Consider the following 26,577-nt stretch of genomic DNA (forward strand, 5'->3'; position numbering starts at 1 on the left):
CACACCCCAAAAGAAATGATGAAATTTCATCCTTCAGACTTCATCCTTCAGACTTCATACTCTCGCCCCTTCACCTCACCCAACCCATCTGCATCCAAAACATCTCCTGTGGTATAGTAACCAGCAGCTTTTTTCGCCTCAATTTCTACTCGTGCATCGTCAGGAATTAAATCTTCTGGAATCGGAATCCGTTCCACAATTTCAATTCCCGCCGCAGTGATGGCGTTGTACTTCATATTACTCATCGACACCATGCGATCGATACGAGTAATACCCAACCAATGCAACACATCTGGCATCAATTCCTGCACCCGCATGTCTTGCACTCCCGCCACGCATTCTGTACGTGCAAAATATGCATCAGCGCGATCGCCTCCTTCTTGACGCTTGCGGGCATTGTAAACTAAGAATTTGGTGACTTCTCCCAAAGCGCGTCCTTCCTTGCGGCAGTAGACAATTATACCCACACCCCCCTCCTGTGCCGTTTGCACGCATACTTCAATGCCATGTACCAGATAGGGGCGACAGGTGCAGATATCTGAACCAAAGACATCAGAACCATTGCATTCATCATGTACGCGCACGGCTACGGGTTTATGAGGATCAGCGATCGCCTCAATATCACCGACAATATAAACTGTGACTCCGCCAATGGGCGGTAAAAATACTTCTAAATCAGATCTGGTGACTAATTCGGGAAACATTCCCCCCGTTTGTTCAAACAAAGCGCGGCGCAAGTCTCCTTCTTTGATACCAAAACGTTTAGCGATTCCTGGCAAATACCAAACTGGCTCAATTGCGGCTTTGGTGACGACTAAATCACCGCCTGGTTTCATAATTTGCCCATCCACCTGCAAGCGCCCTTTGGCTACTGCATCTTGCAGTTCGGGCATATTGATGTGAGCTTGAGTAATGGCGATCGTTGGACGGATATCATAGCCCTGAGTGTAATAAGATGTGAATATCTCACTTGCTACCGCCCCAAAAGGGTCAAGAGAAACAATTTTATCAGGGTCAGCCCAAGTTGAATGCGGTCCAATATGCGCTACTGGCGATGTATTTGTCAGATCGGCTCGATGATCCGACTGTAACGCACCGCTAGCTACTGCTAAAGCGCGATAAACCGCATAACTACCAGAATGAGTGCCAATTACATTTCGGTGTCCCTGCTTAGTCAGTGTGGCAATAATGGGGCCACGTTGCATGGCATCGGCTGCTCCCCAACGAATAGGGATCGGTTTAGGACCAAAGCTACTGGGATGGGATGTAAGAACAATGTGCCTGGAAACATTGTTTGGCTTTGGCATAATGATTCTGTGTGTTTTGTGTGTTTTGTGTGTTTTTATCAACAATTAATCAATACAGTTTTGTCAACTGCCAAAAGTCTGCTTTTGTTTCTAAAATCACCAATGTTTTAATGACCAACCATACACAACTGTAAACGTTGGCTTCAGTACTAATAGTATTTCTGAATACAAACAAAAAATAACACAGAAATTACTTTACTTGCAATTATGTTAGGAGAATTTAAAGATGACTTGAAAAATGAAAGAGTAACCGTTCTAGTAGATAATTTTGTGCGAAAGTTGATACAAGGATGAAATTACCTAGATCAAATTCATGGATTCTTTATCTATCAATTCTTTACTTGAAGATTTGAAAAAGTCGGACGCTATTGTCCGCGAACAGGCAACTAAGAAAATATGGAGGATTTGGTTTCAGCAGAAGGGAGTTTACGGGCTGGAAAAAATTGACCACAGTCAAAAATTATTAGATGCTGGGAAAATTACTGAAGCAGAAACCGTATTGACAGAACTAATCAAAGACCAACCAGATTTTGCTGAAGCTTGGAATCGGCGTGCTTTTCTTTACTACAGCACAGGTGATTATCAAAAATCTCTAACTGACTGTCAGATGGTTGTGCATCTTAATCCAGTACACTTTGGGGCACTTCATGGTATGGGCTTGTGTTACGCCGCATTAGGAGAGTATGGTGAAGCTATCAAAGCTTTTCAACGCGCTTTAGCAATTCAACCCTATTCACTGGTGAATCAAAAGTTGATTCTAGAATGTACATTCAGATTCAGCTAAGGCCGCACCACAAACAAAGAATTATCTTGTTTTGTAAATCCGTCCACATCCTCAACACCAGCAAATCATCGTCTTAGTCATTGCCAATTTATTCAGTATAAGTAGATAAACATAATTCAACAAAAAATGCTCAGTATTCAGGAAATTCAGGAGCCAGAATGCAGAATTCAAGAGCCAGAATTCAGGAGTAAAACTCTTTATGACGCTTCCAGAATTCCTGGTATCAATTGGATATTTTTTAGTGTTAATCTACTTAGGAAGCAGGGTGGATCTTACCGGGCGCTTGTTTGGCGCTAAATAGGGAATGGGGAAGATGAGGAAGATGCGGAAGAAAAAATAAATGACCCTTGCCTATTGACAATCCTGACTAGTTAACTTTATTTGCGCCGACCTACTGTTAACGAGTTTAAAACTATACTAAATCTTGACTTCAGATAGAATTTAGCGTCAGAGGTTCAATTCATTACCATTTGCAACTATGACGACAAAACCATCTGTTAAATCATTCGACTTGGATGCCTTGATGAACTCTCTTCAAGGGATAGAGGCGATCGCAGATCCCCAACAAGTAGCAAAATTATCTCAGGACTATCACACCTTTAGCCCAGTGCTGACACCGAAACTGGCGGGAAAAGTCGGCGATTTGGTAGTGCGTCCAGCTAACGAACAAGAAGTGTTAAAAGTTGCGGCAACCTGTGCTAAATTGCGAGTGCCTGTCACCGTGAGGGGTGCAGGCACAGGGAATTATGGGCAATGCGTACCCCTGCACGGTGGCGTAATTCTCGATATGACGAAAATGCACGAAATTCTTTGGGTAAAACCAGGGGTGGCGCGGGTAGAAACTGGGGTAAGATTGGCGGCGGTGGACAAAAAAGCCAGAGAAATTGGCTGGGAATTGCGGATGGTGCCTTCAACTTACCGCACAGCAACAGTTGGCGGATTTATTGCTGGGGGCAGTGGTGGCATTGGATCTATACAATATGGTTTATTAGGCGATCGCGGTAATCTTCTAGGACTCAAAGTTATCACTCTAGAAGCAGAACCCCGTATCATCGAGTTGCGCGGCGATGATGTGCAAAAGGTGAACCATGCATGGGGAATTAATGGCATCATTACGGAACTAGAAATGCCTTTAGGGCCAGCTTATCCTTGGGCAGAAGTCATTGTCACCTTCGACGAATTTATGACAGCCGCCAGATTTGGTCAAGCTCTTGGCGATGCCGATGGCATGATTAAAAAGTTGATTAGTGTCTTTGCATCCCCAATTCCCCAATATTTTCACGCCTTGCAACAATACATCCCTGAAGGCACTCACCCAGCATTTTTGATGGTTGCTGAACCGAGTTTAGAATTCTTACCGGGATTGGTGCAGCAATATGGTGGACGGATTACCTATCAAAAACCAGCCCAAGAAGCAGAAAAAGGTACGCATCTCGCAGAATTTACCTGGAACCACACCACTTTACACGCCCGCAGTGTTGATACTTCAATTACCTACTTACAAAGTATATTTCCTAGCGATCGCAGTCTACAACTTGTAGAGCACATGTATCATCACTTTGGTGATGAAGTGATGATGCACTTAGAATTTTTCCGCGTCAAGGGTGCGGTAATTGCTGGTGCTTTGCAACTTGTGCGCTACACCACAGAAGAACGCCTAAATGAGATTATCCGCTACCATGAGCAGCAAGGTGTGATGATTGCTAATCCCCATACTTATATTATTGAAGACGGTGGTAGAAAAGTTATTGACCCTGAGCAGTTAAAATTTAAGGAAATGGTTGACCCCTATGGATTGATGAATCCCGGTAAAAGCAAAGTGCTAGAACTAAAAATTCACAAATAAAAATTCCCAATTACATTGATGTCTCATACCATTCTCAATAATCGTAGGGTGGGCAATGCCCACCAACGAAAACATCAGTGCTTCAGGCAAAGTGAGGCATAGCTTACCCTACAAAAAACCCAGCCAAGATATCAAGACTAGTTTCGATAGGTTCATAGTCAGCACCCCAGCGCTGAAAATCCAGCATCCAACATCCAGCATCACCATGATTGAAATTGACGGTTCCTACGGAGAAGGAGGCGGACAAGTCCTCCGCACTTCTTTGAGTCTAGCCGCCATCACTGGCGCACCCATACGCATTGTCGGTATTCGCGCCGGACGGAAAAAGCCAGGATTAGCCGCACAACACTTAACAGCAGTTCGCGCTGCGGCGAGAATTTGTCATGCCAATCTGCGGGGTGATGCGTTGGGTTCCATGATGCTGGAATTTGTTCCTAGTAGTTCTGTACAACCAGGACACTACACCTTTGATGTTACAGAAGCACAGCAAAGTGGTTCCGCTGGTGCCATGACTCTGGTTTTGCAGACTATCCTCTTACCTCTGGCGCTAGCTAATGCTGACTCCCAAGTGACTTTAAAAGGTGGCACTCATGTTCCCTTTAGCCCCACAATGACCTACATTGAGCAAGTTTATTTGTCGATGCTACACCACATGGGGGTGGAGACGAAAGCAAAGTTACAGGCGTGGGGATGGTATCCCCAAGGTGGAGGAGAGATTCACATCCAAGTAAGTGGTGGTGGCTTACTTAGCGGGATAAACTTACTAGAACGTGGCAAGTTGAAACAAATACGGGGATTAGCTGTAGTCACAGAATTGCCTTCCCATATTCCGCAACGCATGGCAAATCGTGCCGATAATTTGTTGCGCCAGGCGGGGTTGAAAGCAGTCATCCAGGCGTTGCGAGAAACAGGTGTCGCACCAGGGGCGGGTATTTTCTTGACTGCTGAGTATGAAAACAGCTTGAGTGGGTTTGGTGGGATTGGGCGTTTGCGGATACCTGCAGAAAAAGTTGCAGATATTGCTTGTCAGCAATTATTGCAGTTTCATCACACCGGCGCACCAGTAGATGAACATTTGGCAGATCAGTTATTGTTACCTGCCGCTTTAGCATCACAAAAAAGTCAATATCGAGTGGCAGAGATTAGCACCCATTTGACTACGAATGCGGCAATCATTGAGCAATTTGGGCTAGCAAAGGTGATGGTAGATGAAGCAGAGAAGATAGTAACAGTGATGCCTGTGACAAAATGAGACTTGGTACTATCACTATAGTACTAAAAAATGCTACAGTGCTATAAAGCACTACCTTAAGCAATAATACTAATCTTGTGATCCGCTCTACCTTAAACCAAAGACTCCAAGACTTAGCAGATAACGTTAACAAAGACATCAAGCTTCTTAAGGAATTCGAGGATGTACTCCGCTACGAAACTAATCCTCGTGTTAAAGCTGGATATCGCCAAGATATTGAGCAGTTAAGGGAGTCAGCAACGGGCTACCAGCAGGAATATGATGAACTTCAAAAACAGATAGCTGCTGGTGAACCGCTTGCAAAGATGCAGACCTTGGAAAGTCAGTTGCATCAGATGGATTCCAAGTTGAATCTTTTGTTGAGTGGTCAAAATGCTATCTCTCAAAACATAAATCAAATGCAGCAATCATTATTAAATCGATATGATGCTGCTGAAAAAGTCATGATTGTATCAATAGTAGAGCAGCTTACCCAGTCTCAATTAGCTGTGACTCAAACCCTACTGGACGCACTAGAAGCTAATCAGTTGTCGGAGCCAGAAATATACCAGATGCTGGCAGTATTAGAGGAGCGTATACCTTCTCTACCTCCCAGTCAGGCAGCGATCGCTGAAATTATTAAAGCACCTGAACTGGATGCCAAGCATAAACTGAAAGTTACTCTTCCTATAGTTCCTTTTCTAATAGATTATGAAGGTGAATTGGAATTAGGAAGTGGTTTGAATATAAAATCAGCCTGGGAAAATTTAGTATCCAAGCTACGGAAGAAGTAAATAATGGATCTCCGTCAACATCTTGAACAACAATGTAGCGAAGATTTTAAGCTGCTCAAAGAACTAGAAAATAGGCTACGTTCAGAAGAAGATCCACGTCGTAAGCTTAGGTTGAATGATGATATAGAAGAGATAAAGCAGAAAATTCGCGATCGTGAAGCAGAGATAAAATCCCTAGATATTTCTTCTTCTCTTGTTTTTCCTCCTTCAGAATTACCAACAAAAGAATTTAGTGCCCAGAATTTACTCAAGAATAAATCTTCAGCCAAAAATAACTTTATGTCGGTGCAACCTGATCAAGCTATCGACGTGTTTTTCTCTTATGCTCATGAAGATGAAAAGCTCCGAGATAAACTAGAACAACACCTAAGTAGTTTGAAACGAGAAAGAGTGATTACAGGATGGCATGATCGCAAAATAGGAGCAGGAAAAGAATGGCAAAATGAGATAGACAAACACTTAAATACATCTCAAATTATTTTGCTGCTTATAAGTGAAAATTTTATGGCTTCAGATTATTGCTGGGATGTTGAAGTGAAACGCGCAATGGAGCTTCATGAACTTCAAGAAGCCAGAGTTATACCTATAATTCTCGACTTTGTAGATTGGAAAAATGCACCATTCGGAAGACTTCAACACCTGCCCAAAGGCAATAGACCTGTGAAGAAGTGGGGAAATCGTAATGATGCATTTTACAATGTTGCTCAAGGTATTCGGATAGTTGCAAAGGAACTTACAGAATAACTATAAAAACATCACTGTTAATACTGCATCATAAGAACTGGATAAATTACCAGAATCTTCAAAAAATAATGAAACAGACTAAGTAATACTTGATTTAAAGTAACAAGTGCTGATATCAATGCCAGCTACTAAATCTATCGAAGTTTTATATTGCTGTTCTGACTCCAACAAGGATGAACAAATGCGGCAAGAACTGGAGAAGCACCTCAGTTTTTTGGCGCGAGAAGGAGTGATTACAGGATGGCACAAAGACATGATCAGCCCAGGAAAAGATTGGGAAAGTGAGATTGATAACCACATCAAGAGTGCTGACATAATTTTGGTGTTAATTAGTTCAGACTTTATAGCTTCTGATTATCACTGGGATGTTTTTGCAAAACAAGCTATGGAACGTCATAGAACTAAAACAGCCCGTGTTATTGCTATTTTGCTCCGTCCAGTCGATGATTATTGGAAGGTCGCATTCCCGAAAGTTAAAATTTTGCCATCAGGTGAAAAACCAGTAACTGAATGGAAACCCTATGACAAAGCTTTTAGAAATATTACTAAAGGTATTCGAGAAGTCGCCGAGGAAATTACTGATTCTAACTTCCCTATAAAAAAAAGTCTTCGGCAGATTTGGACAGCTATAATACTTATTTCAAAATTTGCTGTAAATGCCTGTATATATGTTTTGGGAGTAGGTTTTTCTTCCTTATTTAGGACATCCAAGTTTCGTCGGCGGCATAAGATAAGCAGAATTCCTGTTAGAATTGTTCTTAGCATTGTATCTGTTACTGTGCTTATGCATCTCATTCCTCAACTACTTGATCTATCAGGAATTACTTCATCAAAAACTAAGAAAACTCTAAAATCATCGCAAAAAGTAAATCATACTGGCTGGATATGGTTAGGTATGGTTAATAATACTTCAGGTGGCTTATCTGTTGGTAAGCGACTTATTAAACCTTCAAATACTGACTTGTCTCCTAGTATTGATCCTCCAATTGTTCCGTCACCAGGAGCAGTCGTAACTGTTAAATACAAGGTGAATCTAAGGAAGGAAAAATTTTTGTTGACAGAGCCGCTTGTTGAACTTCAACCGGGAGAAAAACTAATCATAATCAAAGTAGAGCCTTTAGAAAAGGCTAGTCAAAGTTCCGCAAATATTAAATTGAGAGCGCAAGTTCGTAAATGTAATCAAACTTGTAATAGATGACAATCAGGCTACTACAGTGTGTTCTTGCTGCCAAACTCAAAGTTGCTTGGGAGTCAAAACCATTTAGGGATATGCGGGTTAATAGTGTCCCAACCAGCCGGGTTTCGACTACGCGGTAGTTGAGCGTAGTCGAAACTCAACCCTCAGCCATCGAGAGTTGAGCGCAGTCGAAACTCGGTTTACTGGTACTTTATTTTCATGCAATTCCCTTATCAATAGATGCCTCATTAACTCTGATTGAGGTCAAACCTACTGTTAGTCTGGCAAATGCCAAAACCATTGTAAATCAGTCTCTAGGTAAGCAATATTTACACCCTAACCTTGTCACGGTGTGGCTTTTACCGAGGCTAGGAATTTTTTTGTAAATTCTACTTGACAATTTGTAACAAAATTGTTAAGTTTATTTACATAAGTTAACAAGCAAAAAATAACAAATTTTGTATCCCAACAATAACAAGCAAAAAATTGTCAACAGCAGAGTGACTGAACCCCAAGTCTACTGTGCTGTTTGCTCTTCAACTGAGCCACAAAGCACCGATCCTTTACAAGGCGTAGTCTTAGCTGTGTTGGTTACTGCTCTAACTTTGTTTGTTTTGAGCGTTAACTAAAATTTTCACTTTCAAATCGCTGTATCTAAATCGTCATTCAAACTTCTCCCATCAGCCTCGGTTCGCACCCGGGGTTTTTTTGTATATTTTTAAGAATTCAGGAGTCAGGGAGTCGGGAGTGAAAGAGTATTTGGTAAACTTACTTTCAATCGCTTAAACATCGCGGCTCGTGCTTGTGCAGCTAAACTGTCTTCTAAGGGTGTCAAGGTAATTGCTTGTTGATATTTGAGACGCAATGCTGTTTGAATTAACCAGTCAGCGACAAAGGGATTTTTCGGTAACAGTGGCCCGTGGGAATAGGTAGCGATCGCATTCTGATAAAATGCTCCTTCTGTCCCATCTTCACCATTATTGCCTAAGCCATACACTACACGCCCCAATGCTTCCACCTTCCCTAGCTTAGTGCGTCCACCATGATTTTCAAAGCCAACTAGATAGGGTTTGCTACCTGTCATGGCTTCCAGTTCCTGCGCTAGACGGGAGGCTGTAACTTCAATTACCAAATTACCAATGCAGCGCTTAGTATTTTCACCAGGATGGATGGAGACTAAATCAAGTATTCCCAATCCCTCAATTCTTTGTCCTAGTCCTGGTTCATAATAGTGTCCTAATAATTGGGGTGAACCGCAGGTAAAGACTCCTGGTGTACCATTTTCGATTTTTTCTCGCATAGCATCGGCTTTCGCGCCTTGCAAATCCCGCATGACAATTTCTTGCTGGCGGTCTTGTGCGCCACCGCCAACTATGATATCTACTGATTTAATATCTGCGGCTGTGGCATTTTGATCTAAAGGTAAGACTTTGACATTATACCCCCGCCACTGAGCGCGACGTTCTATAGTAATCACATTACCGCGATCGCCATAGGTACTCATCAGCGTCGGATATAGCCAACCAATCGTCATCTCAAATTGTTGATAACTCATAACTCCTCACTTAATATTTGATAATTTATAACTTTTTTCTCTCTATGGTTGCAGAATCCGGTACATAGGTTGTCGGTTTTCAGTATTTTACGTCACAGTTTTGTGATTCTTAGACAGCCATAATCTCCACAGGTAACTGTAAATTTACTAAATACTGAGTAAACAGGTACACTGTTTTGGTTAAAATTTCTGAAAAAGTTAACTTTGTTTAACTAACCGATACATTGTTCTTTAAATGGGGATTATATGCAAGCGATTGAAGCTCCCAATTTGACGGTAATTGCGTTTGAAAATGCAGTTCCTATTTCTCAACTACCTCCTGTATGGCAAGATATTGTCAAGGGAGTGGCAAATGTCGGCATCTGCGATCCACAGAGTTATGTTGAGATGGCACAGTTGTTTCAATACAAGTTGGAACAGGGAGATGTTGACTTATTTAACGAACGTCCAGAACTAGAATATCTTAAACCGTCATTTTCTCAGCTATTTGGAAAGTTAGCCTGGGAAACCTTGGAGTTTTACGGTTATGACTTTATCAAGAGCAGCTATCCAGATTTTGCAGCATTGCTTCAAGATGTAGAATCAAAGGGAGCAGAGTATGCAAATGAAGTTAAAGTAGCTCGGATAGGGATGGAACTTTTCCAAGAATTTGGATATGAACTACCAGCTAGTTTTTATCATGTCCATCTAGCACCAATTTATCGGGATCATGTATTTGAAGAACGCGCTTTAAGATTTGATAAGCGTGATATCAAACACAAGCGTTCTTGGGATGCGATATTGCACGCAGGTAAGGTTTTTGCAATGCAAATGAAGGTGCAAAGCATCGCCTCTAAATATGGTTTTACTTATCAACATGGTTGCGGTTGCAATTCTCACCTATCTTCTATTGATGCATCTCGCGGGGTATTTGAATATGAATTCAGTCCCGAAAAGCGTCAACGGTGGTTGAGAAGTTTTATCTGGACTGCTTGGTATGAATATGCTTTCTTTCCTATTGTCCCGAATACTAGTTATTTAGTTTAGAGAGGGAGATGAGGGAGTCAGGGAGTCAGAGAGTAAGGGAGTCAGGGAGATTATAAAAAGCTTCCCAATTCCCTAGTCCCCAGTCCCCAGTCCCTAGTCCCCATTCCCTAAAGAATTTTTCGTCCAGTGAGGATTTCTCGCACTTCTAGCATGGCTGAATAGGTGGGGAGGATGTGTAGGGTTTCGTTTTCTGGTGTATGCTCTAATGCTGTAGCGATCGCCTGTCCTAAATCTGACTCTACAATTAAGTTGAGTTGAGATTCGGCTACTTTCTCACTATAGCGGAGACGGAGGGCTAAATCATAAACGCGATCGCCACTGACTACTAAGGTTCCTCCCCGTTCCACTAATTTCTCGGTATCGACATCCCAAATCCAGGATACATCAGTGCCGTCGGGAGTGCGATCGTTCAAAACTAGTAATGTGGTTTTATCGGTACTTTGAGTTACCACCCGAATGGTTTCATTTGTCCCCACCGGATTTTTTGATAACAAAATTCTAACTTTTTTGCCATTAATTATTAAATCTTCCGCACGACCGAAAGCAGCTTGAAAGTTGTTAATACTATCACGGATACTAGCTTCATCAACTCCCAATTCTTTGGCAGCGGTTGCAGCAGCTAAGGTATTATATTTGTTATACAAACCAACCAGAATTTGTTGCCATTCCCTACTTTCCAAGGCTGGTTGACTTTTACTAAAGCCACAACTAGGACAAGTAAAATCTCCTAAATGAGACAAGTAAACGCCTTTGTAATCTAGAGAATGTCCGCATTTGGGACAATAAATGGAATCAACGGCGTGAGGAATGGCTTCTAGATAATGTTCTGGTTCATTCAATCCAAAAAATAACACTCGTTGCGGTAACTGCTGACCAAGATAAGATAAAGTCGGGTCATCAGCATTAGGAATAACTACTGTCTCTGTAGGTAGAGTAGAAATTACCTTTGTCCAACGTTTACTAATAGTATCTACTTCGCCATACCTATCAAGTTGGTCGCGAAACAAATTTAAACAAAGAATAATTTTTGGCTGGAGTGATGCCAATACCTTCGGTACAATATTCTCATCCACTTCCAAAATGGCATAATCAACATCAAGCGTTCCCACCAAGTTGGTGCTTTCTAACAGCGCTGTCATCAAGCCATTTTCCAGATTTGCGCCTGTAGCATTATGAGCAATCCGGTAGCCTTTCCGTTCTAGAATCGTTTTGAGAAGCAGCGATGTTGTAGTTTTGCCGTTAGTACCAGCAATCAGAATTACCCCATTTTTCACCTGCTGACTCAATAATTGTAGTAGTCGGGGTTCGATGCGACGAGCAATTGAGCCTGGTAACACACTAGCAGCACCCAGGCGGAGCGACTGTACTACAAAAGTCACACTTTTTGCTACCGATACCGCCAAACCAAGCCGCAGTCTATCTATAGATTTTATTTTATTTCCCACATCCATATCCTACCCGAAACAGTTATCAGTTATCAGTTATCAGTTATCAGCCAGAGTCTCTCACGAATATTGGTTACTGAAGCGAGCTACAGTCGGGATTTAACCCCCACTAAAACACTGATAACTGTTCACTGATTTAAATTAATCCTGTGAGTTTAGCGAATCCTTGCTAAAAAAGCCAGCCATGACACTCACAAAGAATTATGGACAAAAACACCGTCCACTTTCGAGAGATAATCCAGTAGGCGTTATCTTAAAAAATAGTGCATGAACCTAATCATATATCCAGCGCTGTTTGCTGCATTCAGTACAAACTTACAAATAATAGTTTTAAAGGTTTCTTTTTATGAATGACATAAAGTTGCTTTTTTTACAAAAAAAACCTGACTGGCTACGACTGGTTTCTCAAATCCTCATCCTGCTGATTTGCTTGTTGACTATCAACATCCAACCTGCACACGCAGGTATTAAAGATGACCTTTATGATGGCAACATTTTCGTGGTTTATGCTGGTAACGGTTCGTTAGTTCCTCCCAGAGAGACATTAGCACAGGCTTTAACGGAACATAAACCTATATTTTTGGCTTTTTACTTAGATGACAGCAGAGATTCTAAAGAATTTGCGATTTCCATTTCCCGGGTACAGGAATTCTACGGTAAGGTAGTCGAGATTATCCCGATGAACCTGGATACTGTCCCCACCAAACAAACCTATGAACCCACAGAACCAGGATATTATTACAATGGTGGTGTTCCTCAAGTTGTAGTCTTTAATCAGTCAGGTCAGGTAGTCTTGAATCAGAAAGGTCAAGTACCCTTTGAAGCGATCGACGATAAATTTCGAGAAATGTTTAATTTATCACCTCGTACTGAAACAGCACAGTTAAAGCGTCGTGCCTTCAATGAGTTCAGCAGTGAACTAAGTAAGTAACTTTCAGGGTAGACCAATTTGGTCTGCCCTAGTTTTTCGTGACATCTAATACTGCATTCCCAATTATATCAAGAGATAATTTGAATAACTATCATCTGACAAAGAGTTAGGAGCTAGTTCATAGTTCAAAACTAATGACGAATAGAGTGTCTTCTGATGTCAAAAGTTTACACTACCGAGGAGCTAATCCAAATTTTAGCAGCCGAGCGTCAAGCTTGTCTTAAAGGGGAACGTCTGAAGTTAGAAGTGACAGTCTCTGGTAATCCTTTAATTGACCAGTTTATCAGAACAGACGGGCTGCAAAAATTTACCGCCTACCAAGACTTTAAAGCTGCCATTCACAACTATCAGCAAGAAAATTATATTTCTGGCTTGATTTTACATGAAATAAGTGTCAAAGGTCAAACTTTGCGCTATCCCAAAGTTGATAGTGAGTTAGTTGCCTTAAAGAGTGACTTGGAGACATTAAAGGCTGCAAAAAACAATATCTTAGAATTTTGGTATAAAGTCACTGGAGAAATGGACTTATATCTAAGTTTTAATAATAGCAAACAATACCAACAGATTATCACATCAGATGTTGAGAGAATTGCTCAAAGAACAGAATGGGCTAGTTTATGGAAATGGGAGAATTCTAACTTTTTAGAAATTATCTTGCAGTTAGGATGGGGTCAACCAGAAGAAGCCTATTACAAACGAGGTAGACCACATTCAGGTAGTGAGTATATTCATGCAGTGAATCCAGGTAATCGACCTATTGGTTGACATTGGTGTGAATTATATTCACCTCCATACGTGTCAACTTAAGACCTGGCGAATAGAATTCGCAGCTATACAAACAAAGTCCGCCTGCGCGGACTAAGAGCGGGTTTTGCCTGTGTAGCTGCGGTTTATAACCACCCTATTAACATTAAGTTGACTTTAAAAAGTATTTGGAGACAGGCTCAATTAGAGGAAGACTAATGCGTTATACAGTTGTGATTGAAAAGGGAGCTATGGTGCTTATATACCTGATTTACCAGGTTGTGTAGCTGTTGGTGAAACATTGGAAGAAGTAAAAGCACTAATTGCAGAAGCTATCGAATTTCATATAGAGGGAATGCTGGAACAAGGATTACCCATTCCTAAACCTACAAGCATCGCTCATGAAGTTGAAGTTTTAAAATAAGATAGTAATCTCCTTGAGGAACTTGTTTTTCTTCTGGATTTCCTGAGTTAGACTTTTTACTCTTCTTCGACAAGACCAAACTCCTGACGCAGATCATCTATTGTTCGAGGCTGAAATGTACGTGCTTTGGCACGTTCTATAGCTGCTAAAAGCCGCGCTGCATTCTCAGGAGACTGGAATAAATATGCTGTCTCCAAGATGCTATTAAGTTCGGCGGTAGGAATTACAGATACACTTTCCGCACCCTCACGATTGACAATTACAGGTTCCCGGCTTGTAATCACCGCTTCGTAAATTTTGTCAAAATTGTTGCAGGCTTCAGTGTAATTTGTTTGGTTAGGCATATTGTTCCCTCAATATATGTATTCTTTCATAATTTTATTTCTGATGTAAATGCGATCGCTTTAACGATCAGGTAGGCGGCTAATACAGGGTGGTCATATCCCCGACTTCCTTGGAGAAGTCGAAGATCTCGCAGCACTGCAAAATTAATGTGGTGGAGTACTAGTAGTTCATGTCATTAATTTTGATGGGTTAGTTTGTCATCAAAACTTTTGGGACAGACCACTAGTTTACTTTAGTAAACTTTGCCTATTAGTCTGGGAATTCATTCCCAGGCGGGTAGGTAAGCCGTGCAATAAGCCATCTGTGAAGTTCTTACCTGCAGATCCCCAGAATTCTATTCTACGGACACTCCTCACTCACCCAGGTAAATTATCAAACACCTGCTCAACTAACTCCTTAGTCTTCGCTTCCAGACGCAACCAATCCACCTCGCCTACGTCGTCTATTAAACTAGTATCGATATCAGCCGCCTCATGCTCTGAGGTGTAATCAAGAAAACACACTTGATAACACAGTTCCCACAAATCCACGCTGACTTCTTGCCCTTGACGCTGTAGAAGCAAATGATATCCTGGATGGGGCATTGGCAGACGAGTGAGAGTCTCTCTGATTTCATCAGCTTGTTGCGGTGTGGCTGTTTCCATTTCTTGCAACAGCCGAGTGACGATCGCTTTCGTTTCATCTGTGATACTAGCAGGCCAAACTAGTACATCATGATAAGTTCCCTTCCAGGAGGATACATCCAGGTGCTTGCGAATATTATCGACCACGCGAATGAAAGCAGGTTGCATGAGGAGTTCAGCTTGCTGCCATGCAACTGAGTTGTTTATTTTAGGTGGCATTGGTAATCAAAAAGATATTGAAAAGAAAATTAACAATCTTGGGTTTATAAAAAAACTGCGTATTTTGTCCAAATCTTTTCTCAAGATAGCGGATTTCATGGAGGAAAATTTGGAGATATTGATTACTATCGGAAAATTTAGGTGTTAACACTGGGGAGGGAATATGATAGGCAAGTTACTAGACCATCGTTACCAAATAATTAGAGTCCTGGCTACGGGAGGATTTGGTCAAACCTACATTGCCGAAGATACTAGACGGCCAGGAAACCCCACCTGCGTTGTTAAGCACCTCAAACCCGCCAGTTCTGACCCCAGAGTATTCGAGACAGCCAAGCGTCTATTCCACAGTGAAGCCGAAACTTTAGAGCATTTGGGAAACCACAGTCAAATACCCAGGCTTTTGGCTTACTTTGACGAAAACCAAGAATTCTACTTAGTGCAAGAATTTATTGAAGGCCAGACACTCGGTGAGGAGCTTTCCCCCGGTAAGCGTTGGAGTGAAAACCAAGTCATCCAACTGTTGCAAGAAGTACTAAGTATTTTAGAATTTGTGCATGGACAAGGTGTGATTCACCGTGACATCAAGCCAGATAATATCATCCGCCGCACTGCTGACAATAAGTTAGTTTTAGTAGACTTTGGTGCTGTCAAACAACTGCGAAATCCAATGGTGACAGTTAGTGGACAGCCTACAGCCACAGTAGTCATTGGCACTCCGGGCTATATGCCTACAGAACAAGGACAAGGCAAACCCCGCCCCAATAGTGATATCTATTCCCTAGGAATCATTGCCATTCAGGCGCTAACAGGAGTAGCAGCAGCGCAACTGCAAGAAGACCAAGATACAGGTGAAATCATTTGGCAGCATTTAGTATCCGTCAACTCTCGGTTAGCAGCAGTATTAACCAAGATGGTGCGGTATCACTTCAAAGACCGCTACCAAAGCGCTGCAGAAGCACTGCAAGCATCTACAGAGGTGTTGAATCCTGTCTCGACAGTTTCTACGGGACAAAAATACTCGAAAATTTCCAGCTACAAACCAAGCCCCAGTTCAACTCAAGTATCTCGCCAGCAAACGATCGCCGTCGCACCAGTCAATCCAGTTGTTGCTAAACCTCCTGCACGTCAAGAGTCTAATAAATCTGATCCATTGCCTTTATTTGTTGGTTTATTATTAGCAGGTGGTGCGGCTGCGTTAGTTTCCAATGTTTATCCGAATGTGAAAAATTTAGCAGCCAATTTAACTAGTGGCGATCTAGTCTTAGGAAATAAATGTTCAGCTGTTGTTTTAGGTAATTCCAATATCCGTTCTGAACCTAGTTCAGTTAATTCTGATAATGTTGTGCAAACGGTTGCCAATGACACTAAGTTTGAAGTAACTGGCAAACAAACAAAACGAGGTTGGATCGAAATTAAACGGAATTCGGGAAAATTGGCTTGGGCACACTCAGATGTGATTACTAATAAAGAACAATTAGATTCTTGCCTACAAGAAAAAGGCATTGCCATTAAGACAGTAGATGATAGTAGCTTGATTGCATCTCGACCCCAGCCCAAACTAAAACCAAAATCCAGCAATGTAGCGACTCCAACTGCTAAAAAATCAGAACCATTTACTTCAGAACCCTTTATTTCTAGTTCGGAAAAATCCCAGCCTGTTGATAACAGTAAAGATGTTTTAGAAAAAGCCAAACAGAAGTATGAATCGGGAGATTTGCCAGGAGCGATCGCCCTACTGAAATCTATTCCTGGAAACGCTGCTTCTGGTTTCAAAGAAACAACCATCATGATTGCTCAATGGCAACAAGATTGGGCTAAAGCAGACGCTCTATTTAATGAGATCAACACAGCAATTGATCGAGGTGAATGGGATAAAGTTTTAGCATATAGAGATAATCCCGAAAAGTTACCCAATATTAAATACTGGCAAAAGAAATTGGAGCCATTGTTTAAACAAGCGGCTGAAAACATAGCCAAACAGGCGCTTCCTCAAAAAGATAACCAAGATAATCAGAGTAATCCTGACAAAGAACCACCTAATACTCCAGATAATGCCACTCCTGAAGAAAGTCCAGCAAAAAATTTATAAGTTTTCCGTCAATTTTATGAAAAATGACTGTCTTGCATTCTCCTAATCAATTCGTTTACAATACGAGAGTTCACTTGTGACTTTCAGTGATAAGTTAATCAAAATGCCAATTAACTGGCGTGAACACGTTGTGAGTAGTTCAGATATCCTGCGAGGTAAGCCAAGGATTCAGGGAACGCGCATTCCAGTCAGCCTGATTTTGGGCTATTTAGCTACTGGTAAAACTCATGATCAGATTCTTCAAGAGTTTCCAGATTTACAACAAGACCAGATATTGGCATGTCTCGATTATGCGCGTGATTTGGCAAATTTTGAGACGGTTGCATCGTGAGCTTAACGTTTTTTATGGATCAATGCGTCCCGGCTTCCATTGGGAAGTTTTTGCAGGATAGCGGTTTTGATGTGTTGATTTTAAAAGACTACATTCCCATCGAGTCTCCTGATGAAATTGTGATTGCCAAAGCCCAAGAATTGGGTGCAATTTTAGTTTCGCTAAATGGAGATTTTGCTGACATTGTGACCTATTCTCCTGCTAATTATCGAGGTATTATTTCGATCCAACTTCGGAATCATCCAGAAATCATTCCTCTATTGATGCAGAGGTTAGTTGATTATTTGTCTAACCACAGTGATATGGAATATTATCAAGGCAAGTTGTTCATCGTTGAAGTAAATAGAATTCGTATACGAGAGTAACGTTATTAATTGATTTTGACGCGGAAACTCACAGAGCCAGATTGTCCACTAGAGATATTCCCCAACTTCACAATCACCGTACCGTTAGGATTATTGCGATTCTCACAAACACCACTTTCAGGAACTTGTTCTAAGGATGTCAAAGGGGAGAAAAATCTTCCTTGATTCCCATCAACACCATTTCCAGTCACAGAAATACTATTATTTACATAAGCTGTTCCTGCCGGAATTAAGTCACAGACGTTGAGATTTTCCAGCGACTGACCAGCGCGGAAATAGATTGTATACTCTATTTCATCACCACTTACTAAAGGCTTCAATAGCTCATACTGACCAAGGGGAGTTATTCCTATACTATTATCATTTTGATCATTGGGATCATCGATAAAAGCGTTGTATTGGATGCGCTGACCATTTGTTTTCAAAACTGCTGTAATTCGTTTGACTAATTGCAAACTAACTCCGTTAGAACTCGCATTACCAGCCGCAAAACCAAAGTCAACGTTGTTATCATCGGGTTCAGCTTCAGTTAAGTTTGCTGACAAAATAGTCTTGGTAGTTGGACTAAAGTTGTTAGGTTGAGTGACCTCAACGGTGTAGTTACCGAGTGGTAAACCGGTAAAGCTATAGTTACCGTTGCTATTAGTGGTAGTAGTTGCAACTATCTGACCGTTGGCATTTTTAAGCGTCAGTTGGACATTGGGTAGACCTATATCTCCGGAGTTGGATAGGCTATCGTTATTTTTATCGTTAAAGACAAAATCACCGATAGAACCTCCAAGCGATCGCCTGAAGCCAAAGTCAACATTCGTCAGCGATTGACTTGTTTGCAGATTCACATCTATTCGCGGACTACCGGTGGTAATTTGCGGGAAGTTCACAGGAGGGTTGACTGTAACTCTGTAGTTACCATCTGGAAGGTTATTGAAATTATAAATACCGTTGTTATTGGTTGTGGTTGTGCGAGTGGTGTCGTCACCATTACCCAATATGCCATCAGTCCCTGGAAGAGTTAGAGTCAGAACGACATTGGGAATTCCCGGTTCACCTCCATCTTGAACACCGTTACCATTGCGATCGCTAAACACTGTATCACCGATAGAACTACCACCTGTAGAAGTATTTGGACGGAAGCCAAAGTCAGCGTGTTCAAGGTTTTGACCAGATTCGAGATTGATCTGAAAAGGGTTAGTACGAGTAGTCAGAACCTTACCGTGAGGAACATCAGATCGCACCTGATAAGTACCTGGTGACAGATCAGAAAAGCTATATTTCCCATGACTATCAGTCGTCGTAGTCTGCGTACTACCATCAGGAAGTGTCAAAGTGATATTGATGTGAGGAACTCCCGGTTCGTGATTGTCTTGAATACCGTTACCATTGTCATCCCGAAAAACAGTATCACCAATTGAACTTGTAGGGGCGCAAATAGTTTTGATTTTGCTAACTCCATTCGCAGTTTTAAAAGGTAATTTACCTCTATTGAAAGCTACTGGCTTTGTCCCAGATGGACAATCTGTAGCCAACACCTTTCTCCCTGATATAAATACTTGCGGTATGATAAACAACAGTGTCAAAAAAATGCTTTGAAAAGCTGGTAGATGCTGAAAAAAGGGTGTCATGGCTTGTTTCCCATACTAATTTGAATGAAAAAAGACATGCCGAAATCAGCCAGTAGTGCATTAGCAAAACAGGCTACAGTCATCAGTTAACAGTTATCAGGTTGAATTGTTTCTTACCTTCTACCTCGACTAGGTTCTATTTGTAAGTCTTGTTCTTGTCCTTCGATGATGATTTCAATACCTCTGATATCCTTGAAGATAATTTCAGCGCGGCGATCGCGTGCGTAATCTATGCGATCGCTACCATCACTCACACGCTGACTTTCACCCAAAGAGCGGATAGTCATCCGTTCTGGGGCAACACCTTGACGTAAAAGGTAATTTCTCGTAGCTAATGCCCGTCGTCTGCCCAATGCCAAGTTATAGTCATCACTAGCACGAGGGTCAGTGTGACCTTGAATTTCGATGACAATGAAAGGATATTGCCGCAATACTTGCGCCACCCGATCAAGCACGATCGCACTAGCAGGACTAATGAAAGATTTATCTAGAGCAAAGTGAACATTGCGTGGTACTTGTAACCTTAATGGTGTCGGTGGTATTTCGATCTGGACAGGTGGTACTAGTGTTGGCGGTGGTACAGGTCGTGATGTACATTGAGGTACGATAATGGGGTTTGTGTTGGGAGATGGAGAGAGATTAGGGAGAGTGCCTTTAGCACCAATGATTGAGCCAAAAGCGGGTTCAGACGTGCCATATTTGGGATCAGTTGCGATCGCACTGACGACATCCCCCACCTGCAAATTCTCCACGGTAAAACTAAAATTCCCCTTCGCATCCACAGGTGCAGTCGCTAATGGTTGACTCAGCGCCCCATAACCTGATTCATAAAGTGCTTGCTTACCTTTTTGATAATCCCCCAGGCGATAAATTGTCACCTCGGAACCAGGATCAGCTTTACCCTGTAAAGTCACCCCATTTCCACTTGGTACAAACTCCCGCGCCGTGAATTCTGGGGCATTAATCGCACCGTTACCAGTTTCTAGGCGGCGATTAGGAGAATTGCGTGGAGGATTCGGCCCATCTCCCCGTTGCCAGTCGCTGACATCCAAATTACCTTGAGTATTGAGGTCAATACTTAATCCCTCCAACGCTGCAAAGGTATTATTTTGAATAGTATTGCGTTGACTTTGCTGGAAAGCTGACACCACCACCCCAGGCCCAGTCTGATGCGTAATTTGATTACCAGTTACTTGATGGTTACTACCCGTCAGATAAACTGCAGCCCGCCGCAAACGTCTACCATTGTAGATAATGCGGTTATCTCGGATTTGCACATCACCTTCAGGTTTAAAGAGATACACACCAGCCCCATCATTGGCACAAATCAAATTGCCAGTAATTTGAGAATTGCCAACTATACCTTCTACACGCAAGGCGTCGGGCATCCCCGCAATCCCATTACCCACGATGATGTTTTCCTGTACCAGCGTATTTTCACCTTTTACCGAAGTAATAATTGCACTGCCATCGTGGTAATAAATCCGGTTGCGGCGAATTTTTGCCCCTTGAGCGTTAAAAACATAAACCCCAAAAGCCGATGTTTGCGCTGGCATTTTTTCATCAATGGTTAGCCCTAACCAGTTGTTTTCAATGACAACATTTTTCGGTGGCACATCCTTTTGATTATTGTTAGGCGGCATACTATGGGCAATGACAATATCTCCAGGGGGTGTGGTGAGGGTTGTTGGTTTAGGAACACCATCGTAGACTAGGAGATTGCCCAACTGTTGCTTAATCGGTTCAGCATTGAAACCATAGAGGTTTAAACCACGAATAGTTGTGCGATCGCTAACCACAGTCAAGCCGCGAATTACCTCTTGGTTGGGTGCAGCAGTGATTGTCACCACAGGAACAGGAATCGCAATTTCCGCTGTGGCTGACTCAGACTCTTTATATCCAGGCTGAGTAGAACCATCTATCACTAATCCTGGACTGGCCAAAGCTGGTAGTTCTTTTTGTAAAAAGATAGTAGTTGCATTTGCAGGCAGATTAAACTCAATGCGAGAGCTAATATCAGTTAAAGGTTGCACCAGCGCTTTTTCTGCACTGCTGAGTTGTGCCACCGATAACGTACCATTCACCAGCTGAATAGCTTCCCGCAAAGTTAGCTGATCGTCGGGCTGTACAGCATCTTGGTTGCTGTTCACCACTACCCGCAAAGGTGAAGATGGGAGGATAGAGGGGAGTTGTGAAATTTTCTGCTTGTTGATCTCCGCGACTGAATGCAACTGCATAGGTGTCTGACTAAACGCAACCTCAGATCCTAAGAGGCACAAGGTAAAAGGCAAAAAGTAAAAAATTGGATTTTGATAACTTTTTAATTGTTTCGCTTTTTCCCCAAACTGAACATCACCTAGCCAACAAACTTGTAAATTAAACATTACTCACTCCCATACACCTTTGAACCTGCATTTGTATACTACTTGAACGCTTGTGGCTTTCTGAAGTGGTTAACTAGTTAATGAAGAAGCTATGCAAAAACTTTATTAAAACATCATTTTTTTATGCCCTTTTTATGTTACTGAAACATTAGTTTCATCACTCATGGATTGATCTGAGCCGATTTATCCCTATCTTTTAGTGATTGCACCAAAGACTCACGCTGCTGAGGGGGAGAAGGCTTCTGCAAACCAAAACCACCCAAAAGCTCATTCAACTTCAAAGAAATATTCAGATAAAAACCCCCAGCAGAACGATAACCAGAAAAATCGCGGTCATCCACACCGCCAAAACCATAACCCAAACCCACCCGCAAATCCGGAGTCAAATAATAACCCCCCTCCAGCGCCAAACCCAACTCCTGATAATCAGTCCCCCCATTAGAAACCTGACCAATCCAGCGACCCTCAACAGCCAAATCAGTCCGATAACCCAACCTGTAAGTCGCCCGCAACTGCGCCAAATTCACCGACGCATCATATCTATCCCCAGCCAAAAAAGTCACCCCATTCCGCAGCGCATACTTACCATAAAACTCCCAGCGCCAAGAAGGAGCATAAATCGCCTCCGCCGAAAACACGCTTCCAGTGGCTGTCGCACCAGACAACTGCGCCTCCGGAATCGAATCAAAATTTTGCCGCCACTCATACTTCAACAGCGCATTCAACCTATCATCATTCGGGTCACGATAAGCCAAACCAATCTTCAGATTCGCCGTATCCCCCAACTGCTGAAACCGCACCCCAGACACATCCAAACTACTCGTCGGCAAAAACACATTCGCCTCCCCCGCCTGTTGATAACGCACCAACGCCGTCAGCGCCCTAGACACCTTCCCCGCAGCCGAAGCCGTAATCACCAAATTATTCCCCTCATCCCCATCCCGATACTCAAACCTAGTACTCGCCTGAAAATTCGGATTATCCGTATACTCCAACCCCAAACTATAAACCGCACCCGAAAATAGCCCCAAAGTTGAAGCCGTTTGTCCCACCGCATAATACTGCCCAAACTGCGACCCCTGAGCCGTCCCATTAAAAATATTCTTAAACACATACTCATACCCCACATTCACCCGCAAACCCGGCGCCACCGCCCAACGATGACTCAGTCCCACCGCCCCCTGACCCTGTAAACCATTAAACGCCGACAGCACCGCATAGCGACCAGTCAAACTCGTATCCTCCGACAACTTCCTGTCCAAAATCGTCTCCAACGTCGTCAGCGAATTCCCCGGCACCAAACTACTATCATCAAAAAACTGGTGCGCCAGGCGCAACTTCACACCCGGATAAGCCTGCCAATCCAAGCCCAAGGTCGTGCGATTCGGATACAACGGGTCACTCCCACCCAAATTCAACTCATTTTGCCCCTGAAACGTCAACGACTTGGTAATCGGCAACTTCAGCCGCGACACCAACTGTGACGCCTCCCCACTCAAACTATTACTCACACGGTCTGACCGCGCCCGATTCACATACTCCAAACTCACATCCGCTAGACCCAATTGCTGCAAAATCCCCGCCCGAAAAGTCTTGAGCGTATTATTCACCGTCTGTCCGGGACGGGTTTGGGGTTGGGGGTCAAATAAGTCAAAAAAGTCTGTCACCCCAGTCGCACTTGTGCCATAATTCTCTTCCTGGTCGTATGCTACACTCACACTCGTCGTCGGCGTCACCTTCGCCAATAACGACGCTCCATAACGAGTTTGTCCTGGGGCAAAACTGACTGTAGAATTATTGGCGAAATTTGGTTCGACTGCCCGATAGTAAGCTTGGGTGACCAGATTCCTCCCCAAATTGCCCACCGCTTCTAAGCGATATGCCGAACCGTTGACATTGAAGCCGTTGAGCAAACCACTATTCGACCGGGCATATTCCCCGACTATTTGACTGCCATTTCCTAAGGAAACGAGGAAGTCTGCACCAAATAACCGCCAATCTTGCGCGCCTTGGTCTTCTAAGAGGTAGGATGCACCCACAAAGGATTTACTAGCTAAATCGTTGGTGAGGTTGTATTGTAGTCTGCCGCCGTATAGTTGGGAATCTTGTCCACCTTCGTTTTGGTAGGTGACGACTATCCTTCTAGTTAAGGTGGCACCGAAGGGATTGAGTTCGGTGGCGAGGATGGGACGCCGAAATAAGAGTGTGCCCCGGTCGTAATCTATTTCGTAATCGCTACCACGAAATAATTGTTGTCTGGCGAGGACTGTGCCGGGACGGTTGATTTCTTCTGACTCTAAGTAGACGGTTTCACTCCCGGCGACTAATAGTCTTTTGGAGAGGAAGTAGTTGCCGCTGACGCCGTTGGGGACGATGGTATCTCGTTGGAAACCTTCGATGTTGTTGGCGTAGAGTCCGGTGACTTGTAGTTGTCCGAAGTTGTAGTTGGCTTTGAAGCCGTGTAGCTGGCGGGCGGTGGCGGTATATAGTTGGGAGGTGCGGTTGAATTCTTTGGTGTCGTAGTCTCCCCACATCAGGTAATCTGGCTCGGCGCCGGGAACTTTTGAACTACGCTCGAACCGGGCATAGACGCTATCGATGGAGGGGGCTGTGGCTATGGAGGTGGAACTGTCTCCGTAGACGGGATATTGTTGTTCGCAGAATTGCACGCCGCCAAATAGCCGATTTCGCTGTTCGCAATCTTGGTTGAGGGGGCGCTGGCTGTTGTATGCGCCTGTGAATAACCAGTCGCCGACTTTGCCTGTGGCGAAGACTTGGGCGCTGAAGTCTACTTGTGTGCCGCCGAGTCGGTCGGGGTCTAGGTAGTCGCGGTAGCTTCCCCAGTAGTTTGTGCCCCGCGGTCCGATTCTCAGGTTGATGATGCCTGTGGTGAGTGAGGGACGGAGGTAGGTGGTGAATTCGATTTGGGTGTAGGCTTCTATGGGGTTCTCACTCAATTTGTCCCTGAGTGAGGTGTCTGTGGATTGGGGGAATGCTTCGTTGATGGGTGTGATGTTTTGCTCTAGGGCTGCCCGGATGCGTACTTGTTGGGGTTTGATGTCTGATTGGAGTGTGGCGCTGAATTCGCCGCCTTTGACGAGGATTTGAAAGCCGCCTTGGTCTTTGTTGTAGTCGGCGCCGATGAATTTGCCGGCGCTGGTGGTGAGGGTGATGATTTGGTCTTCGAGGATGGGTTGACTGTTTTGGTCGGTGATTTGTCCTGTGAGTTTGATGGTGGAACGTCCGTCTGCTGCGACTTTTGGGTCGGCTTGGGGGGCGATTTCGATGCGGATTTGGTTTGGGGTGGGGATGCTGGGGCTGGGGCTGTTGTTTTGGGCTATTTTCTCGGTCAAGAATCCCCATTCCCCCTGATCCCCAGCGGGGACCCCGAGTTCCCCAGTCAAGAGTCCCTCTTGGGGGTCTTCTGCCTGGGATGTGTTGATGTTGGGGAAGTTTTCTGGGGTGCTGGCAAGGCTGGGTGAGATGAGGCTGAGGAATGTGGGGAGGATGCCGATGCTGCTTTTGCTGAGCCAGTTGCTGGTTTTTTGTTGGGGTTTGTGGGTTGTCATCGCTGTTCTCCGGCGAAGGCTGGTGTGACTCCAAAGTTGATGCGGACCATGCTGCTTGGTGCTAGTTTCACCATGCGTGAGAGGCTGTTTTTTTCGATGAAGTGTTTGTTGGGTGCGAGTGCGTACCCTGGGAGGCTGGTGAGGTCTAGTGTGGCGGCTCGATATCCGGCGATGACGTTGCTTAGGGAGTAGAGTCCGTTGCTGTCGGTGACGATGCGGTTGCCGTCGTCCATGTAGATGACGGCGTTGGGGATGCCTGGTTCGTTGGTTTGTTGTTCGCCGTCGAAGTTTTTGTCGATGAATACTCGCCCGATTAATGTGCCGCAGTCTGAGATGATTCCTGGTCTGATTCTTAATATGTGGCTGGCTTGGTTGCTGATGAGTCCGCTGGCTTGGGCTTGTGCGAGGTTTCTCCCTGTGCCTCTGATGGCGTCTGGTGTGATTTCGGCGGCGTATTCTATGTTGAGGGTTTGGTTTGGTTGTAGTTCGATGCTGGGGTTGGGGGTGATGGTGATTGTTTGGTTGGCTCTGCTGCTATTGAGTTCTATTTTTGTGTTGTTGAGTGTGCCTGTGAGTGATTTATTAATCAGTCTGATTCCCAGGGGTAGTCTGTCTGTGATGCTGAGGTTTCTGGCTACTGCTGTGCCTCTGTTGCTGATTGCTAGTCGGTATACTACTGTGTCTCCTGGTTCTGCTGCTGCTCTGTCTCCGGTTTTGATTATTTCTAGGGCTGCTTGTGTTGCTGTTAGTCTGACTGTGTTTGAGTTGCTTGGTGCTATCCCGTTTGCTCCTCCCCTTGCTGTGTTGCTGATTGCGCTTGTTTGCGCTTTGCTTACTCCGCTAGTGCTGATATATATGCTTGTGGCAAAAATTGTGTAAATGAGGCTCTTCCACCTCGACCATGAGAAAGTAGATGTCATTGGTAGGTTTCAAGCGATAATAAAGGTGTGTTTTAAATTTGAGGTTTTTTAATTAAAAAGCCTCATGTTTGTGTAATTTCCTAATTTTTAAGACTCAAAATA

At 43.5% G+C, this 26,577-nt stretch carries 21 protein-coding genes and 1 pseudogene; 13 read left to right on the top strand and 9 right to left on the bottom strand.

Annotated features, from left to right (window positions below):
- Positions 1 to 47: 47 nt before the first annotated feature.
- Positions 48 to 1,307 carry a GTP cyclohydrolase II gene (locus CAL7507_RS25410; protein ID WP_015131352.1) on the bottom strand — a complete coding sequence of 420 codons (1,260 nt, stop codon included), beginning with the start codon at positions 1,305 to 1,307 and terminating at the stop codon, positions 48 to 50.
- A gap of 313 nt (positions 1,308 to 1,620) precedes the next feature.
- Between CAL7507_RS25410 and CAL7507_RS25415 the strand changes: the two genes are divergently transcribed.
- From CAL7507_RS25415 to CAL7507_RS25440, 6 genes are all read left to right on the top strand, one after another.
- Positions 1,621 to 2,091 carry a tetratricopeptide repeat protein gene (locus CAL7507_RS25415; protein WP_015131353.1) on the top strand — a complete coding sequence of 157 codons (471 nt, stop codon included), beginning with the start codon at positions 1,621 to 1,623 and terminating at the stop codon, positions 2,089 to 2,091.
- A 478-nt stretch (positions 2,092 to 2,569) separates the two neighbouring features.
- Positions 2,570 to 3,937, top strand: a complete 1,368-nt coding sequence (locus CAL7507_RS25420; RefSeq protein WP_015131354.1) for an FAD-binding oxidoreductase — start codon at positions 2,570 to 2,572, stop codon at positions 3,935 to 3,937.
- 205 nt (positions 3,938 to 4,142) lie between these two features.
- A complete protein-coding gene (rtcA, locus tag CAL7507_RS25425) occupies positions 4,143 to 5,189 on the top strand; it encodes an RNA 3'-terminal phosphate cyclase (protein ID WP_042342491.1) in 1,047 nt (348 codons plus the stop codon).
- A gap of 77 nt (positions 5,190 to 5,266) precedes the next feature.
- Complete coding sequence (locus CAL7507_RS25430) at positions 5,267 to 5,962, top strand: hypothetical protein (RefSeq protein ID WP_015131356.1); 696 nt, start codon at positions 5,267 to 5,269, stop codon at positions 5,960 to 5,962.
- A 3-nt stretch (positions 5,963 to 5,965) separates the two neighbouring features.
- Positions 5,966 to 6,706 (top strand): toll/interleukin-1 receptor domain-containing protein, encoded by a 741-nt coding sequence (locus tag CAL7507_RS33250; RefSeq protein WP_015131357.1) that lies wholly within the window; start codon positions 5,966 to 5,968, stop codon positions 6,704 to 6,706.
- 118 nt (positions 6,707 to 6,824) lie between these two features.
- Positions 6,825 to 7,904, top strand: a complete 1,080-nt coding sequence (locus tag CAL7507_RS25440; protein ID WP_015131358.1) for a toll/interleukin-1 receptor domain-containing protein — start codon at positions 6,825 to 6,827, stop codon at positions 7,902 to 7,904.
- Positions 7,905 to 8,616: 712 nt separating this feature from the next.
- Here CAL7507_RS25440 and CAL7507_RS25445 read toward each other — a convergent pair.
- The gene (locus CAL7507_RS25445) at positions 8,617 to 9,438 is read right to left on the bottom strand and encodes a type 1 glutamine amidotransferase (protein WP_015131359.1); all 822 of its coding nucleotides are present in this window, start codon (positions 9,436 to 9,438) and stop codon (positions 8,617 to 8,619) included.
- Positions 9,439 to 9,684: 246 nt separating this feature from the next.
- On the opposite strand from CAL7507_RS25445, the gene CAL7507_RS25450 reads away from it, so the two are divergent.
- Positions 9,685 to 10,464 carry a hypothetical protein gene (locus tag CAL7507_RS25450; RefSeq protein ID WP_015131360.1) on the top strand — a complete coding sequence of 260 codons (780 nt, stop codon included), beginning with the start codon at positions 9,685 to 9,687 and terminating at the stop codon, positions 10,462 to 10,464.
- A gap of 107 nt (positions 10,465 to 10,571) precedes the next feature.
- Here the strand turns inward: CAL7507_RS25450 and CAL7507_RS25455 are convergent, their stop codons facing one another.
- The gene (locus CAL7507_RS25455; protein ID WP_015131361.1) at positions 10,572 to 11,915 is read right to left on the bottom strand and encodes a Mur ligase family protein; all 1,344 of its coding nucleotides are present in this window, start codon (positions 11,913 to 11,915) and stop codon (positions 10,572 to 10,574) included.
- 340 nt (positions 11,916 to 12,255) lie between these two features.
- Between CAL7507_RS25455 and CAL7507_RS25460 the strand changes: the two genes are divergently transcribed.
- From CAL7507_RS25460 to CAL7507_RS25470, 3 genes and pseudogenes are all read left to right on the top strand, one after another.
- Positions 12,256 to 12,840, top strand: a complete 585-nt coding sequence (locus CAL7507_RS25460) for a thylakoid membrane photosystem I accumulation factor (RefSeq protein WP_015131362.1) — start codon at positions 12,256 to 12,258, stop codon at positions 12,838 to 12,840.
- A 156-nt stretch (positions 12,841 to 12,996) separates the two neighbouring features.
- Positions 12,997 to 13,605: a hypothetical protein gene (locus tag CAL7507_RS25465; RefSeq protein WP_015131363.1), complete on the top strand. Its 609-nt coding sequence runs from the start codon at positions 12,997 to 12,999 to the stop codon at positions 13,603 to 13,605.
- 197 nt (positions 13,606 to 13,802) lie between these two features.
- Positions 13,803 to 14,008, top strand: a pseudogene (locus CAL7507_RS25470) (type II toxin-antitoxin system HicB family antitoxin).
- A gap of 56 nt (positions 14,009 to 14,064) precedes the next feature.
- Here CAL7507_RS25470 and CAL7507_RS25475 read toward each other — a convergent pair.
- Both CAL7507_RS25475 and CAL7507_RS25480 read right to left on the bottom strand, forming a co-directional pair.
- Positions 14,065 to 14,352 carry a type II toxin-antitoxin system Phd/YefM family antitoxin gene (locus CAL7507_RS25475; RefSeq protein WP_015131364.1) on the bottom strand — a complete coding sequence of 96 codons (288 nt, stop codon included), beginning with the start codon at positions 14,350 to 14,352 and terminating at the stop codon, positions 14,065 to 14,067.
- Positions 14,353 to 14,709: 357 nt separating this feature from the next.
- Positions 14,710 to 15,195 carry a hypothetical protein gene (locus CAL7507_RS25480; protein WP_015131365.1) on the bottom strand — a complete coding sequence of 162 codons (486 nt, stop codon included), beginning with the start codon at positions 15,193 to 15,195 and terminating at the stop codon, positions 14,710 to 14,712.
- Between the two features lie 163 nt (positions 15,196 to 15,358).
- On the opposite strand from CAL7507_RS25480, the gene CAL7507_RS25485 reads away from it, so the two are divergent.
- From CAL7507_RS25485 to CAL7507_RS25495, 3 genes are all read left to right on the top strand, one after another.
- Positions 15,359 to 17,284, top strand: coding sequence for a serine/threonine protein kinase (locus CAL7507_RS25485; RefSeq protein WP_015131366.1), 1,926 nt, complete (start codon positions 15,359 to 15,361; stop codon positions 17,282 to 17,284).
- A 103-nt stretch (positions 17,285 to 17,387) separates the two neighbouring features.
- The gene (locus tag CAL7507_RS25490) at positions 17,388 to 17,615 is read left to right on the top strand and encodes a DUF433 domain-containing protein (protein ID WP_042342495.1); all 228 of its coding nucleotides are present in this window, start codon (positions 17,388 to 17,390) and stop codon (positions 17,613 to 17,615) included.
- Between the two features lie 14 nt (positions 17,616 to 17,629).
- Positions 17,630 to 17,980: a DUF5615 family PIN-like protein gene (locus CAL7507_RS25495; protein ID WP_015131368.1), complete on the top strand. Its 351-nt coding sequence runs from the start codon at positions 17,630 to 17,632 to the stop codon at positions 17,978 to 17,980.
- 5 nt (positions 17,981 to 17,985) lie between these two features.
- Here CAL7507_RS25495 and CAL7507_RS25500 read toward each other — a convergent pair whose 3' ends face one another.
- The 4 genes from CAL7507_RS25500 to CAL7507_RS25515 all read right to left on the bottom strand — a co-directional run bounded on the left by CAL7507_RS25500 (position 17,986) and on the right by CAL7507_RS25515 (position 26,475).
- Complete coding sequence (locus CAL7507_RS25500; RefSeq protein ID WP_015131369.1) at positions 17,986 to 19,602, bottom strand: SdrD B-like domain-containing protein; 1,617 nt, start codon at positions 19,600 to 19,602, stop codon at positions 17,986 to 17,988.
- Between the two features lie 113 nt (positions 19,603 to 19,715).
- Positions 19,716 to 21,986 carry an OmpA family protein gene (locus CAL7507_RS25505; RefSeq protein ID WP_015131370.1) on the bottom strand — a complete coding sequence of 757 codons (2,271 nt, stop codon included), beginning with the start codon at positions 21,984 to 21,986 and terminating at the stop codon, positions 19,716 to 19,718.
- Positions 21,987 to 22,147: 161 nt separating this feature from the next.
- Positions 22,148 to 25,555, bottom strand: a complete 3,408-nt coding sequence (locus CAL7507_RS25510; protein WP_015131371.1) for a hypothetical protein — start codon at positions 25,553 to 25,555, stop codon at positions 22,148 to 22,150.
- A complete protein-coding gene (locus tag CAL7507_RS25515; protein WP_015131372.1) occupies positions 25,552 to 26,475 on the bottom strand; it encodes a DUF11 domain-containing protein in 924 nt (307 codons plus the stop codon). The genes CAL7507_RS25510 and CAL7507_RS25515 overlap by 4 nt, the downstream gene beginning before the upstream one ends.
- Positions 26,476 to 26,577 lie beyond the last annotated feature (102 nt).

Origin of the sequence: Calothrix sp. PCC 7507 (assembly GCF_000316575.1) — a bacterium.
GTDB lineage: Bacteria > Cyanobacteriota > Cyanobacteriia > Cyanobacteriales > Nostocaceae > Fortiea.

Coding starts and splice junctions, on each gene's coding strand:
- CAL7507_RS25410 (WP_015131352.1), bottom strand. CDS start 1,307: ATGCCAAAGCCAAACAATGTTTCCAGGCACATTGTTCTTACATCCCAT.
- CAL7507_RS25415 (WP_015131353.1), top strand. CDS start 1,621: ATGGATTCTTTATCTATCAATTCTTTACTTGAAGATTTGAAAAAGTCG.
- CAL7507_RS25420 (WP_015131354.1), top strand. CDS start 2,570: ATGACGACAAAACCATCTGTTAAATCATTCGACTTGGATGCCTTGATG.
- rtcA (WP_042342491.1), top strand. CDS start 4,143: ATGATTGAAATTGACGGTTCCTACGGAGAAGGAGGCGGACAAGTCCTC.
- CAL7507_RS33250 (WP_015131357.1), top strand. CDS start 5,966: ATGGATCTCCGTCAACATCTTGAACAACAATGTAGCGAAGATTTTAAG.
- CAL7507_RS25440 (WP_015131358.1), top strand. CDS start 6,825: ATGCCAGCTACTAAATCTATCGAAGTTTTATATTGCTGTTCTGACTCC.
- CAL7507_RS25445 (WP_015131359.1), bottom strand. CDS start 9,438: ATGAGTTATCAACAATTTGAGATGACGATTGGTTGGCTATATCCGACG.
- CAL7507_RS25450 (WP_015131360.1), top strand. CDS start 9,685: ATGCAAGCGATTGAAGCTCCCAATTTGACGGTAATTGCGTTTGAAAAT.
- CAL7507_RS25455 (WP_015131361.1), bottom strand. CDS start 11,915: ATGGATGTGGGAAATAAAATAAAATCTATAGATAGACTGCGGCTTGGT.
- CAL7507_RS25460 (WP_015131362.1), top strand. CDS start 12,256: ATGAATGACATAAAGTTGCTTTTTTTACAAAAAAAACCTGACTGGCTA.
- CAL7507_RS25465 (WP_015131363.1), top strand. CDS start 12,997: ATGTCAAAAGTTTACACTACCGAGGAGCTAATCCAAATTTTAGCAGCC.
- CAL7507_RS25475 (WP_015131364.1), bottom strand. CDS start 14,352: ATGCCTAACCAAACAAATTACACTGAAGCCTGCAACAATTTTGACAAA.
- CAL7507_RS25480 (WP_015131365.1), bottom strand. CDS start 15,195: ATGCCACCTAAAATAAACAACTCAGTTGCATGGCAGCAAGCTGAACTC.
- CAL7507_RS25485 (WP_015131366.1), top strand. CDS start 15,359: ATGATAGGCAAGTTACTAGACCATCGTTACCAAATAATTAGAGTCCTG.
- CAL7507_RS25490 (WP_042342495.1), top strand. CDS start 17,388: ATGCCAATTAACTGGCGTGAACACGTTGTGAGTAGTTCAGATATCCTG.
- CAL7507_RS25495 (WP_015131368.1), top strand. CDS start 17,630: ATGGATCAATGCGTCCCGGCTTCCATTGGGAAGTTTTTGCAGGATAGC.
- CAL7507_RS25500 (WP_015131369.1), bottom strand. CDS start 19,602: ATGACACCCTTTTTTCAGCATCTACCAGCTTTTCAAAGCATTTTTTTG.
- CAL7507_RS25505 (WP_015131370.1), bottom strand. CDS start 21,986: ATGTTTAATTTACAAGTTTGTTGGCTAGGTGATGTTCAGTTTGGGGAA.
- CAL7507_RS25510 (WP_015131371.1), bottom strand. CDS start 25,555: ATGACAACCCACAAACCCCAACAAAAAACCAGCAACTGGCTCAGCAAA.
- CAL7507_RS25515 (WP_015131372.1), bottom strand. CDS start 26,475: ATGACATCTACTTTCTCATGGTCGAGGTGGAAGAGCCTCATTTACACA.